We start from the raw sequence: 13,482 nt of genomic DNA, 5'->3' as shown, positions 1-13,482 counted from the left end.
AAAGACACTTTTGTACATGGTTGATTGGAGTGAACGCAGTGAGTGAAGCTTGCTCATCGAATGCCCCCTGGAAAGAACAATGGCAGAACGGACATCAACCATCGCCTTTCAAAATGGCTGTTTCTGCTGATGACATCACCTTTTTTCATAAATTTCTCTGCTTATGATGAAACTTTTCCCATTTTAAAGCTACTACTCCTTTGAACCCAAACAATAAGGAGAGATTTTTATGAACATGAAAAAGTTAGCACCAGTGGCAATGACTGCATTATTATTTGGAAGTGCCATAGTGCCAGTAGCTTCAGCAAATGAGCAGCATGCTACAGAAGCAGAAGTACCACAAATTCAAATAGATCCAGTACACATTTTCAATAATACGCGTGGTACTGTGGAAGATGTTCGTGTTGGAGAAAACATTACATACTACACTGTAAAAGACGGCGAGCAAATAAATGTATTAGAAATGACGAAAGATACTCTTGTGTTTGACAATACAGGTAAGAAAGTGGATCTTCAAAAAGGAGATAAAGTAATCGCTTATACATTTGCCAACAAGCCTCAAAAATATATTTATCCACCACAATTCAATCCTGAGGTTGTCATTGTAGAATCAGAAGAAGTTGGCTTTGTTGAAGTTGATTATTTCTTTGAGGATTTAACGAATACGTATGATATGTTAAAACTAAATATCGGTAATGAAACAGAGCTATTAAACGCAAAAAGTGAAAAAGTAGAGGCTAAAGATTTAACAGAGAAGCACCTAGTTGTTTTCTATACAGCCTCTACTAAAAGTATTCCAGCACAAACAACACCATCTAAAGTGATTGTACTGGATGATTATCCCGCAACTACGACGAATCCAGTAAATGAAGAAATTGATAAAATTATCACATCAGACTCTTACGAAGTAGCTGGTACAAAAATGGTGCCATTACGTATAATTGCTGAAAAGCTTGGCTTCAAAGTGGACTCAACTGGTAAAGGGGCTATTCTTACAAAGGGAAATATGTCTTACACATTGACGCGTGGAGAAACAACATTTGGCTATAATAAAGCATTACGCACACTAAAAGTAGCACCAACACTGAAAGACACAAAAACCTATGTACCGGTTGAATTTGTTGAAGAATATTTAAAATAAAAGATTAAAGATGATATCAATAGCTGAAAAAGTCTTTTTGACCAAGGCAAAAGGTTGATTTTCGCTCCGCCAACGTCCTTTCCATGGACGTCCGACTCTGGGAGGATAGCGAGACGGCGAAACTGATTTTGTTCGGCGTAAAAGCAGCAAGTAAGTGGCCTAAAACGAAAAGCCTTTTTCGAAAGTTTATTGTTTGTTTTTTAACACTAGGAGAGTATGCCGAAAGTTTTTGGCATACTCTTTTCATTTGTGGTCATTATGCTATTGCTATGGGATAGTAGTTTTTCAAGGAAGCATAGGTAGGATACCTTTTTGCAAATTGTTGAAGACATTGCTTAAAAGACACTGTATTCATAAAATTTTTGGCTAATGTCATTTCATCTGAATACAGTAAAAATTGCTGGGAGTGTTGTTGAATAAATTCTCTTGCTTTTTCATAGTGCTCATTGATAGAGATGGCACCATAAATGTCTTGTTGGTTGATTATATAGATAAAATCACAAAGAACATGATGTGTGCCATATCTAAATAAAACCGTTACATATAATGTTTTTTCATCACAACGTTCTAAGTCAAACTGGTGAAATGTTATTTCTATTTGATGTATAAAGCGAGAAATGTCTATTCGGTTGCTATTTTTTAAAATAAACACTATCAACACCACCTTTTTAAAAATTATAATGATAAAGAAATAGTTTGTTTATTTAAAAACAGAATATTCTGTTATTTTAGGATTATAATTGTTACTTTGCTTAAAGACATAGAAATTTGTTAAACTTAAATCTGCACTATATCTGGAATAAGAAAAGAAGAGAGCGAAACAAGATGAAAATTATTCACATAGATCAAAAATATCCTGAAGATTGGATAAGGGTATTAAATCATATAGCGAATTTATTTTTTGAGGATTCCAAGCTGAAGGTAGAACCAGAGGGAGCAGATATGTCTGCATCATTTGACTATCAGACTGGGGACGATTTTTCCATTTCTACAAAAGCCGTATTGACTGTAGATGGACAGCAATATACAAATGAATATAGCATTCAATATGAATCAGCAGCGACTGATCGTGAGCTAAATATTCGGATGAAACGTGCATTATCACATGTATTTTTAAATGTGCTTGAGCAGCATACGGGGATGCATCAGCAATGGGGGATTTTAACAGGTGTGCGCCCAACAAAGCTTTATCATAAATTTAGAAAAGAAGGGAAAAGTGAACAAGAGATTGCTGATCTTTTGATTCGAGATTTCCGTTTATCAGAGGACAAGGTGGCACTATTAAAGGAAATTGTGGAACGACAATTAGTAACCATTCCTGATATAGATGAGATTGGGCAAGAGATTAGTGTTTATATCGGCATTCCATTCTGTCCGACGAAGTGCGCGTATTGTACTTTCCCAGCCTATGCGATTGGTAGTAACCGTAAGCAAGGTCGTGTGGCAACCTTTTTAGATGGCTTGCATATTGAGTTGCGCGAAATGGGCAAATGGTTAAAGGACAATAATATGAAAATCACCTCTATCTATTGGGGAGGCGGCACACCAACTTCAATTGAGGCAGATGAAATGGACGCCTTATATCAAACAATGTATGAGTCTTTCCCAAATCCCGAAACAATTCGAGAGGTGACTGTTGAAGCCGGCAGACCAGATACAATCACACCTGAAAAATTAGAGGTACTAAAAAAATGGGGCATTGATCGTATTAGCGTTAACCCGCAATCATATACAGATGAAACATTAAAAGCAATTGGTCGTCATCATACGGTTCAGGAAACCATTGATAAGTTTTGGCTTGCACGAGAATCAGGTATGAACAATATTAATATGGATCTCATTATTGGATTACCGAATGAAGGGGTAGACGAGTTCCAGCATTCTTTAGAAGAATCTGCTAAGATGCAGCCAGAATCATTAACGGTTCATACGCTATCATTTAAACGAGCGTCAGAGATGACACGTAATAAGGATAAATACAAAGTAGCGGATCGCGATACAGTGGCCGAAATGATGGAAATGGCACAGGTTTGGACTAAAGAAAATGACTATGTTCCATATTATTTATACCGTCAAAAAAATATTTTAGGTAATTTAGAAAATGTCGGCTATAGTAAGGCTGGTGAAGAAAGTATCTACAATATTGTGATTATGGAAGAGGTGCAGACAATCTTAGGGATTGGCTGTGGAGCATCCTCTAAATTTGTTCATCCTGAGACAGGAAGAATTACGCAATTCCACAATCCGAAAGATCCAGCAGCCTATATTATGACCTTTGAAGAGGCTATTGGGAAAAAAATAGAGTTTTTAGATGAATTATATAAAGCATAAAGGTAAAGGCAATCTGCGTTGTTCAGGTTGCCTTCATTATTTGTAGTGTTCGCAATGTACAGGCCATTTTTAAAATAACGGCATCCTCGAAATATTGTGGGTCGTAGCCTGTCATTTCTCTTATTTTATTTAATCGGTAGGTAAGCGTATGACGATGAATAGCCAGTTGTTGTGCACAAAGCTTTAATTGTAAATTACAGTCAAAAAATGATTGTAATGTTTCCAACTGTTTAGCATCCATATTTTTCAGTATACGATGATGAAATGCTTGTACTTCTTCTGATTCTCGAGGCTTAAAAAGAGAAAATAACTCGACATCTTCAAAAAAGGTTAATTCATTCTGGACTGTTGCAAATTCTAGGGCTGTTCTAGCGCCTTGGTAGCTATAGGGAAGCTGTGATACATGTTGCACAACAGGACCAATACCTATTTGAAGGGAAGGCAGCTTCTGTTTCTGTTTGCGTAGCGCTTTGATAATGGGACGACAACTCTGTTCTTCACAATTTGTCAGCAGAATATAGTATTCTTGCAATTGGCTATGGCCGGCAAGAATAGGCTGTTTATAAAATAAATCCTCAAAAAAGAGGGGAATTGAATTTTCTACGTAAGATGTCTCATTAAAGCTCACTAAAATCACTTGAAAGGGAGCTTTTAGAGCAAAGGGTAATTTTTGAATTCGTTCATTTAAGGCTGCATCTAACTTACTACCATGAACAAGTGCTTCAAATATATAATCATTATTTTTTCGTTGCCATTCACTTTTAGATTCAACAATGGCTTGGTGTGTCATAATTTCTGTTGTGAGTTGTACAAGATTGGCAATTTCAAACATATCCTCAGACTCTCCTGTGATGCCAATAACCCCTACTACTTCATCCTGATACATGATTGGCATATTAATGCCTGGTTTTGTGTTCGGATACTGCTCGATATTTTCTTCGTTAATAATTAATGTCTCTTTTGTTTGTGTCACATGAAGGGCACCTTCATGAATATTTTCCACCCTCATTTTATCGCCAGAGGCTAAAATCACGCCACTTGGGCTAATGACGTTAATATTGTGGCGCAAACGTAGCATCGTTTGATGTACGATTTCTTCTGCTAATTTTTTCGTCAACATGTTTATACACCTCGCATAAAAAACAGCCTGTTATAGGACAGTTAAATTGTACACCCATTATAATGTTTTCTGAATTTATTGTCATTATAATAAATTGTAAGCGCTTAACTTAGGATATGAAAATTTACGTAAATGTCAATGGACGACATAAGTGGAGGTATAGCATGAAGGTCATCATTAGTCCAGATTCCTACAAGGGTACTCTGTCAGCAGTTGAAGTAGCAAAATCAATGCAGGAAGGAATCCTGGATGCGGATCAATCGATTGAAACAATCGTATTACCAGTTGCAGATGGGGGAGAAGGCACGCTACAATCACTGATTGCCTCTACAGAAGGTCAATATTTTTCTGTAAACGTCCTAGATCCATTGGGAAGGGCAATTCAGGCTCAATATGGAGTGTTGGGGGATCAAGTAACATGTGTTATAGAAATGGCCCAAGCATCTGGCATTATGCTGCTACAAGATAATGAGAAAAATCCAGAGCTAGCTACATCTTATGGCACTGGCCAGTTAATTAAAGCCGCACTCGATCAAGGCTATAGAAAGTTTATTATCGGCATTGGTGGAAGTGCCACGAATGATGCTGGGATTGGAATGTTACAGGCATTAGGCGTTCGATTAATGACGGAGGATGGTTCAGAGCTAGAGGCTGGAGTTTCTAATTTAGTGAAATTAAATGTTATAGATATTAGCCAGCTAGATGCTAGATTAGCCGAGGCGACATTTACAATAGCCTGTGATGTTGATAATCCGCTCATTGGTGAACGAGGGGCAACAGCCATTTTTGGTCCACAAAAAGGTGTCCGAAAACAGCAGATTGCCGAATTTGATCGCTGTTTAAAGCATTTTGCAGATATTGTTGAAGCCCAATTTTCCATTCGGCTGCATGATTATAAAGGTGCGGGAGCTGCTGGGGGAATGGGTGGTGCTTTAATCGCATTTTTAAATGGAACATTTTATGCAGGGATTGATATTGTATTAGATGCTGTACAGCTTCAGGCACATTTAGTAGAGGCACAGTTTGTGATAACAGGAGAAGGTAAATCCGATCTACAAACATTACATGGTAAGGCACCATTGGGTGTGGCAAAGGCTGCTAGACTTGCTAAGGTAGAGGCATTGTTATTATCAGGAGGAATCGATGGAAAGGCAAAGGCAGCTCTGCAAGAGTATTTTTCAGTTGTCGAATCTTTAGTAGATGAGGAGACTAGTGTGCAGCAGGCGATGCAAGATCCTACGCACTATATTCGCTTAAAAACTAAGAGATTGATTGAGCGTACCATACAAAAGGGGGATGACTAGATGTTGTTCATCATTATTTTAATAGGGGTATTATTTGTTGTACTGGGGACGGCTAAGTTAAAGCTTCACCCGTTTTTAGCGCTATTAATTAGTGCTTTCTTTGTTGGAATGGCATCAGGGATGCCATTATTATCAGTCGTTGAAAGCATTAATACTGGATTTGGTGGCTTGATGACAAGCATTGGCTTAGTTATTATCGCTGGTACGATTATAGGCTTAATATTAGAAAAGTCAGGTGCTGCCTATCGAATGGCGGAAGTCGTGTTAAGAATTGTAGGGCCAAAGCGTCCTCAATTAGCGATGTCTTTAATTGGCTATATCGTGTCCATTCCAGTGTTTTGTGATTCAGGCTTTATTATTTTATCCAGCTTACAAAAATCATTGGCAAAGCGAGCAAATGTCACAATTGCTTCAATGGCAGTAGCTTTAGCAACAGGCTTATTTGCTACACATGTATTAGTGCCACCAACTCCAGGACCTATTGCAGCAGCAGGGAATATTGGTGCTGCGGATTATTTAGGAACGGTCATTGTCATTGGTTTATTAGTAGCGATACCAGCGACATTTATAGGTTATCTATGGTCGGTGAAAGTGGCGACAAAGATTCGAGTACCCGAAGATGAGGTAGAGGCATTAGATTATGAGGAAGTGATTAAATCTTTTGGCAAAATGCCGTCAACATTTAAAGCCTTTTTGCCAATCGTTTTACCAATTGTGTTAATTGGTCTAGGTTCTATAGCAGCATTAGTTGGTGATACAGAATCGACATTCAATACAATCTTTAAATTTTTAGGTTCACCAACAGTAGCTTTATTTTTAGGTGTAGCATCGGCATTTTTATTATTACCTGAAATTAGTGAAACGACATTAACGGGCTGGATTGGTGATAGCTTAAAAGAAGCGGCTCCTATTTTACTTATTACAGGAGCTGGCGGTTCATTTGGAACTGTTATTAAAAATGCTGGTGTTGGAGAAATGCTTCAGGAAATGGATTTAGGCATGTTTGCATCAGGTACATTATTCCTTCTTGTGCCATTTATTGTAGCGGCAGCATTGAAAACAGCTCAAGGTTCTTCCACAACGGCACTTGTGATCACCTCTACTTTAGTAGCGCCAATGCTTGTAACATTAGGAATTGAGGGAGCGGTACCGTTAGCATTAGTGGTGATGGCAATTGGTGCTGGAGCAATGACAGTTAGTCATGTGAACGACAGCTTTTTCTGGGTAATTACACAGTATAGTGGCATGGAAGTCACACAGGCCTATAAAGCACAAACGGTCGCAACTTTATTGCAGGGTCTTGTCACAATTACAATTACGATGATTTTATGGTGGATATTCGTTTAAAGAAGAAGGAGAGCGGCCCATGGCTAGCTCTCTTTTTGTATAATAGAAAAAGAGAAAGGAAGTTAGTTGATGAAAAAGATAATAGTATTGCTCCTTTGTATTTTTTTAATAGCAGGCTGTACTGAGGCAATCAAGCCAGAGAAAATGGCTGTAACGGCTGGTCATGATATGCGCGTTCATTTTATTGATGTGGGTCAAGGGGATTCCATATTGATTGAATCACCAAATGGTAAAACAATGCTTGTGGATGGAGGAGTGAAAGGTGCAGGGCAGCAGATTGTCTCTTATTTAAAGGAACTTGGAGTGAGCAAGCTCGATGTAGTTGTAGCGACACACCCAGATGCAGATCATATTGGCGGTCTCATTCCTGTGTTAAATTCACTTACGATTGAGCAATTTTATGATTCGGGTAAAGTACATACATCCCAAACCTTTGAAGAAATGCTGACACTAATTGATGAAAAAAATATCCCTTATTATGTGCCAAAAACAGGTGAAACTATTGAGTTTGATAAGGATGTAACTGTGAAAGTATTGAATGCGAATGAGCAGGCATCAGATAATAATGATGCTTCCATTGTTTTAAAAATGACTTATGGCAATGTCTCTTTTTTATTAACAGGAGATGCTGGAGTAGCATTAGAAAAAGAAATGCTGCAGTATGATGTAACAGCAACTGTTCTGAAGGCAGGGCATCATGGCTCTAACACAAGTAGCTCACAGGAATTCATTCGGGCTGTAAAACCAGAAGTCACGATATTAAGTTACGGGGAAGATAATAAATATGGCCATCCACATGCAGAAGTAGTAGATCGTTTGCAGGCTATTGGTAGTAAAATCTATGCCACAGCGGATTTAGGAACGATTACAGTATCCACAGATGGGGTAAACTATACAGTGAATGGGAAGGAAACTTCTAAAGTGGAAACTAGCAAAAAACCTACCGAAATAGAAGTATCCGCTCCAGCTATTGAGATCGTCAGCAAGGATTTAGTTACTGAAATTGTAGGCATTAAAAATAATGGACAACAAGCTGTTTCTTTAAAGGATTGGCAGCTTGTTTCAATTGAAGGGAATCAAGTGTTTAATTTTCCAAATCTCACTTTACAACCAGGGAAAATAATTTATATTACAAGTGGAGCTAATGCAAGAGAAGGGCAAAATTATTTGAAATGGACAACTAAACAGATTTGGTTAAATGATGGAGATGCTGCGCAATTATGCAATGAGAAAGGGGAACTTGTCAGTGAGATCGAGTAAATACACATTAGACCGTATTGAAGATGGCTATGCGATTTTCTTAATGTTTCCAGAGGAAGAGGAACAACTCATTATTTCACAGTCAGCCATGAACAAGCCAGTGCAAGTAGGTGATCGTGTGCAGATAGAAGAAAAAGATGGCATTTACTATATTGAAATTTTACAAGATGAAACACAACAAAAAAGAGCAGACATTCAAAGTTTAATGAACCGTTTGCGTAATAAACATAATTAATAAATGACAAGCTGTGAAGATTTGACGCACAGCTTGTTTTTAGATAGAGGAATTGTACATAATTTGTTATCCTAAATATTTTGAAAATATGCTAAAATAGTAGTATTAATCGTGAGCTAGGAGCGGACAAAATGTCGATAAATACAATTATTTTTGATTTAGATGATACATTACTATGGGATAAAAAATCGGTCAAAACAGCATTTGAAAAAACATGTGACTATGCTGCAACAGTACATCATGTGAACCCTGCTGAGCTAGAGGAAGCGGTTCGTCGAGAGGCACGTGCTTTATATGAAGGTTATGAAACATATGATTATACCGTTTTAATTGGTATTAATCCGTTTGAAGGTCTTTGGGGAACTTTTGATGACGCTACAGATTCTTTCAAAAAAATGAAAGAAATTGTTCCTAGTTATCGTGCAGCGGCTTGGACAAAAGGGTTAGCTGCTCTTGGTATTGAGGATACAGCGTTTGGAGCCGAGCTAGGAGAGCGCTTTGTAGCCGAGCGTAAAGTAGCGCCATTTTTATACGAAGATACTTTTGCGGTGTTAGATGAATTAAAAGGAAAATATCAGCTTGTCTTGCTAACAAATGGTGCACCAAGTCTGCAAAACTTAAAACTAGAAATCACTCCAGAAATTGCCCCCTATTTTGATCACATTATTATTTCGGGAGACTTTGGTAAAGGGAAGCCGGATGCGTCCATTTTTGAATATGTTATGGAAAAAGTAGGAATTACCGCTGATGAGGCCATTATGGTTGGTGATAATTTGAATACCGATATTTTAGGCTCATCACGTGTGGGTATGCGCAATGTATGGATTAATCGTGAAAACCATATTGCTGATGGTGCTGTGATACCTTCCTATGAGGTAGACTCTTTGACAGCATTGATGGAGCTTGTAAATAAGCTATAATATAAAAATGTACTGATCCCTCATGGAGTCAGTACATTTTTTGTTAAAAATAGACATTTAGTCCAAGATATAAACATGTAAAAGCTATAGCTATACAAAGCTGGACAAGAGCGCTAGCTATTAAGTAACCCTGAGGTTCACCAGCCTTTTTACGATAATAGATTTGCATAAAGGAGTAGAGTGAGAAAAGGCCATAAATAATTACTGCATGAATAGTATGGTGTACAAGATAGATAACAAATGAAATACCTCCAAACAACACGAGCATGATGGCATTGGCAATGGCATGCTCAACTGTCGCAGCAAAAAAGCGACGTTCTGTATAAGGCATTCTTTTTTTAGCAATCCACAGTATGAAATGCATAAGTAGGATGAAAATGTTCCCAATAATAAGTTTCGTCGACCGCTTCTCATCATAAAAATAGCGTAGTGAGTCAAATGACTCTTCAATCAGAAAGGCTTGCTGTGTTTCAACATTGAAGAAAATCTTGTTATTGAGTACCTTCCATTTCTCTTGTGTACGGTCATTATAGAGAATCAAAATATCATAGATAGTACCACTTTTCCACTGACTAGCGGATATTGTTACAGGAGAAGCGTTGTCCCAATTTTGTTGTAGCTGTGTGATAGCCTTTGCATGAGCATAGCATTGCTGAGGAACATAAAGGCAAGAATCCTGTGCTATAAAGGTTTCCTTGTTCATATTCTCCTTTAAATAGATTCGTTGGATTGCTTTGGAGGAATCCATTGTTGTAGGAGAATTAGTAGGACTTTGAACAAAAGATAATAGTAATATAGAAAGAACTACTATAAATAGCAATGACACAGAAGGAATTTTCCATCTATTTTTAGTCTTTTGTTTATTAATTACTGAGGGCTCTGTCATATTGCGTAATAATTTTTTTTGCTGCTGATCAGATAACATTAAATCATCTAAGTGTTGCCATGTCTTCTTATCATTCTTCATCCATCTCACCTCCTAACTGTTTTTTTAATGCGATGAGTGCTCGTTTTAATGTGTTTTTTACTTTTCCCTCATTCCAGCCAAGGATAGTGCAGGTTTCCTCGATGGATAGTCCCTCTATTTTGCGCAGAATGATTACATCACGATAGGTGATTTTTAGTTTACGAATAGCAAGATATAGCATCTTGGCATCTTCTTGTTGCATCAGCCATTGATGAGGAGAAGGTGACGCTTGTTCTTCATGCTGTTGTAAAAAAGGGACAAACTGAATTATCCTTTTTCGACGATAATGATCATAGGCAAGGTTACGTGCAGTGCACCGCAACCAAGCGAGATCGGCTCCTTCTTTTATTGTTTGGTGATGTTTCAAATAACGGACAAAGGTTTCCTGTGTATAATCCTCCGCTAATTTTTCATCATTTAGTAAGTAATATAAGTATTTAAAAATGGTGTGGTTATGTAAGTAAAATATTTCTTCTATCTTCAAGCTGTACACCTCCTTTTCTTTAAAGACGAAGAACCCTTAGAAAAGTATCATTTTACCAAAATAAAAAGCAGAGAGTAGAGACTCCCTGCTTCTTGTTATGATTAATTATAGGTTAATGGCTTTTACCTCATCAATGTTTTCAAGCTGTGCTACAAAAACTAAATCTTCTTCAGTTACAACATTATCAACCGTTAGCATCATAACCGCTGTACCACCAACCTGTGCACGGCCAACTTGCATTGTTGCGATATTGATTTCTTTTTCTGCAAGCTTTGTTGCTACACGGCCAATTGCACCTGGTTTGTCCGTATTTTTAATGTAAAGAAGGTGACCTTGTGGAATGACGTCCACAACATAGTCTTCTACTTTTACGATACGTGCACCTAAACCGTTTAATAATGTACCAGCTACTGTATGCGTTTCATTAGCAGTAATAATTTCAATTGTAATTAAGCTTGTAAAGCCTTTAGCAGTTGTTGTTTTGTGCTCATTAATTTTCATGCCGATACGTTCAGATAAGTAACGGGCATTGACATCATTTACATGATTACCATGATTTTTTGCTAATAAGCCTTTTAGTGCATTTGAAGTTAATGGACGTACATCATAGTTTGCTACTTCACCAGCATAAGATAGGTTGATTTCTTTTACAGGCTCTGTTGTTAATTGTGATAGGAATGAACCAAGTTTTTCAGCTAATTCAAAGAAAGGCTCAACTTGTGCAAGAAGCTCTTTCGGAATAGATGGCATGTTTACAGGGTTTGTTACGGTACCTGTTTTATAAAATTTAATGATGTCGTTTGATACATCAACCGCAACAGATTCTTGTGCTTCAATTGTCGATGCACCTAAGTGAGGCGTTGCGATTACCTGTGGTAATGTCAGTAGCTTATGATCTGTTGCTGGTTCAGAAACAAATACATCTAGGGCAGCACCAGCTACTTTTCCTGCTACGATTGCATCATATAAATCATCTTCATTGATAATTCCACCACGTGCACAGTTAATGATACGCACGCCATCTTTCATCATCGCAAATTTTTCTTTATTAATAAGATTACGTGTTTCAGGAAGAAGTGGTGTATGAACTGTAATGAAATCTGCTGCTTCGCAAATTTCTTCAACTGTTGCTTTTGTTACACCTAATTCTTTTGCACGTTCATCTGTTAGGAAAGGATCGTATGCCATAACATTCATACGTTGACCTTTTGCACGATAAGCTACTTCAACACCGATTCGTCCAAAGCCTACAACACCCAACGTTTTATTTTTTAGCTCAACACCAACATAAGATTTGCGATCCCATTTTCCATTTTTTAATGTATTAAAAGCTTGTGGAATATGACGGGCAAGTGAAGTCATCATTGCGATTGTATGCTCAGCAGCTGAGTTTGTGTTACCATCTGGTGCGTTGACAACGATAATGCCATGTTCAGTAGCAGCAGCAAGGTCAATATTATCGACACCCACACCAGCACGACCAATTAATTTTAAGTTTTTAGCTGCTTCGATCACTTCACGTGTCACAGTTGTTTGAGAACGAACAAGTAATACATCCACATCTGCAATTTTAGCGATTAATTGTTCTGGTGCAAGACCAGTGTCTACAATAATGTTTAAATCTAAATCTTGCTCCTGACGTAATGGGAAAATACCATCCTCACTTAGTGGATCAGCGATAAATACGTTAATGTTTTTTGTTGCAGTAGTCATTATAATTAGCTCCTTTTTAATAAATATGGGTTGTGGATTTATCTACGACAGTCTGAAATTTGTAAAATTCGAACATCTTACAGCATGCAAACGATCTCCTTTCTAAATCGAAAACAATATAAAAAGCCTTCCACGCCTTACAGACACAGTTATTGTGTTGTAAGGGGCGAAAGGCTGAATAAACATTGGTTCGCGGTACCACCCTTAATCACTGCTGGAAAATTTATTCTGGCAGTCTTAGCTATATGCGTAACGCGCATGGGACGGATAAGCTTACTGTTAAGTTGTTCGGCTTATCTATTCTGGAGTGGAACTATTATCGTAGAAATCACTGATTTACACCAACCATCAGCTCTCTTTGGATTTTCTTGTGACTAGTATGTCTCCGTCGTTATATTTTGTGTGATTAAATTTGTTAACATCATAATCCCTATTGTTCACCTTTGTCAACGATATTTCTGAAAAACTTAAAAAATATAGACTTCAAAAGTCTGAATAATAACTAAAAACGAACATTATTTGTTTTCTTAGTGTTTAATATTCGTCTTTTTGGAGGATACAATGAAAGCGTTAACGATATTTGAAAAGTGCGATAGTATCAGTGTTCCATGTAGTTTACGGTTAAAAAATTATATGGTAATTAAATGGAATAAATTAGAT

General features: G+C 37.4%; 12 protein-coding genes. 7 read left to right on the top strand and 5 right to left on the bottom strand.

The genetic code is table 11. The annotated features are described in order from the left end of the window. Nucleotides 1–229: 229 nt before the first annotated feature. Nucleotides 230–1,141, top strand: coding sequence for a copper amine oxidase N-terminal domain-containing protein (locus NST76_RS18350; protein WP_249645961.1), 912 nt, complete (start codon nucleotides 230–232; stop codon nucleotides 1,139–1,141). Between the two features lie 256 nt (nucleotides 1,142–1,397). On the opposite strand, the gene NST76_RS18345 is transcribed toward NST76_RS18350, so the two are convergent. Further along, nucleotides 1,398–1,793 carry a hypothetical protein gene (locus NST76_RS18345; protein ID WP_036118100.1) on the bottom strand — a complete coding sequence of 132 codons (396 nt, stop codon included), beginning with the start codon at nucleotides 1,791–1,793 and terminating at the stop codon, nucleotides 1,398–1,400. Between the two features lie 173 nt (nucleotides 1,794–1,966). Here NST76_RS18345 and NST76_RS18340 point away from each other — a divergent pair, with 173 nt between their 5' ends. Next, on the top strand, nucleotides 1,967–3,472 hold the full coding sequence (locus NST76_RS18340; protein WP_058843246.1) for a coproporphyrinogen III oxidase: 1,506 nt from the start codon (nucleotides 1,967–1,969) through the stop codon (nucleotides 3,470–3,472). A gap of 22 nt (nucleotides 3,473–3,494) precedes the next feature. On the opposite strand, the gene NST76_RS18335 is transcribed toward NST76_RS18340, so the two are convergent. Then, nucleotides 3,495–4,592: a sugar diacid recognition domain-containing protein gene (locus NST76_RS18335; RefSeq protein WP_340809442.1), complete on the bottom strand. Its 1,098-nt coding sequence runs from the start codon at nucleotides 4,590–4,592 to the stop codon at nucleotides 3,495–3,497. A 164-nt stretch (nucleotides 4,593–4,756) separates the two neighbouring features. Between NST76_RS18335 and NST76_RS18330 the strand changes: the two genes are divergently transcribed. The 5 genes from NST76_RS18330 (at nucleotide 4,757) to NST76_RS18310 (ending at nucleotide 9,658) form a co-directional block, all read left to right on the top strand. Continuing rightward, nucleotides 4,757–5,896, top strand: a complete 1,140-nt coding sequence (locus tag NST76_RS18330; protein ID WP_036118091.1) for a glycerate kinase — start codon at nucleotides 4,757–4,759, stop codon at nucleotides 5,894–5,896. Continuing rightward, nucleotides 5,897–7,243, top strand: coding sequence for a GntP family permease (locus NST76_RS18325; RefSeq protein ID WP_342544291.1), 1,347 nt, complete (start codon nucleotides 5,897–5,899; stop codon nucleotides 7,241–7,243). Between the two features lie 69 nt (nucleotides 7,244–7,312). Then, a complete protein-coding gene (locus tag NST76_RS18320) occupies nucleotides 7,313–8,503 on the top strand; it encodes an MBL fold metallo-hydrolase (protein WP_342544290.1) in 1,191 nt (396 codons plus the stop codon). Then, nucleotides 8,490–8,738: a DUF3006 domain-containing protein gene (locus NST76_RS18315; RefSeq protein ID WP_342544288.1), complete on the top strand. Its 249-nt coding sequence runs from the start codon at nucleotides 8,490–8,492 to the stop codon at nucleotides 8,736–8,738. The genes NST76_RS18320 and NST76_RS18315 overlap by 14 nt, the downstream gene beginning before the upstream one ends. Nucleotides 8,739–8,869: 131 nt before the next feature. After that, nucleotides 8,870–9,658 (top strand): HAD family hydrolase, encoded by a 789-nt coding sequence (locus tag NST76_RS18310; RefSeq protein WP_036118079.1) that lies wholly within the window; start codon nucleotides 8,870–8,872, stop codon nucleotides 9,656–9,658. 43 nt (nucleotides 9,659–9,701) lie between these two features. On the opposite strand, the gene NST76_RS18305 is transcribed toward NST76_RS18310, so the two are convergent. The 3 genes from NST76_RS18305 to serA all read right to left on the bottom strand — a co-directional run bounded on the left by NST76_RS18305 (nucleotide 9,702) and on the right by serA (nucleotide 12,822). Continuing rightward, nucleotides 9,702–10,625, bottom strand: coding sequence for a hypothetical protein (locus tag NST76_RS18305; RefSeq protein ID WP_340809440.1), 924 nt, complete (start codon nucleotides 10,623–10,625; stop codon nucleotides 9,702–9,704). Beyond that, nucleotides 10,615–11,118: an RNA polymerase sigma factor gene (locus tag NST76_RS18300; protein WP_230593750.1), complete on the bottom strand. Its 504-nt coding sequence runs from the start codon at nucleotides 11,116–11,118 to the stop codon at nucleotides 10,615–10,617. Before NST76_RS18300 ends, NST76_RS18305 begins: the two co-directional genes overlap by 11 nt. 96 nt (nucleotides 11,119–11,214) lie before the next feature. Then, nucleotides 11,215–12,822 (bottom strand): phosphoglycerate dehydrogenase, encoded by a 1,608-nt coding sequence (gene serA / locus NST76_RS18295; RefSeq protein ID WP_036118072.1) that lies wholly within the window; start codon nucleotides 12,820–12,822, stop codon nucleotides 11,215–11,217. Nucleotides 12,823–13,482: the final 660 nt, after the last annotated feature.

This window comes from Lysinibacillus sp. FSL W7-1291 (genome assembly GCF_038593415.1).
Lineage (GTDB): Bacteria > Bacillota > Bacilli > Bacillales_A > Planococcaceae > Lysinibacillus > Lysinibacillus fusiformis_D.
The sequence above is the reverse complement of the archived record's forward strand: the minus strand, read 5'-3'. Positions and strand labels throughout refer to the sequence as shown.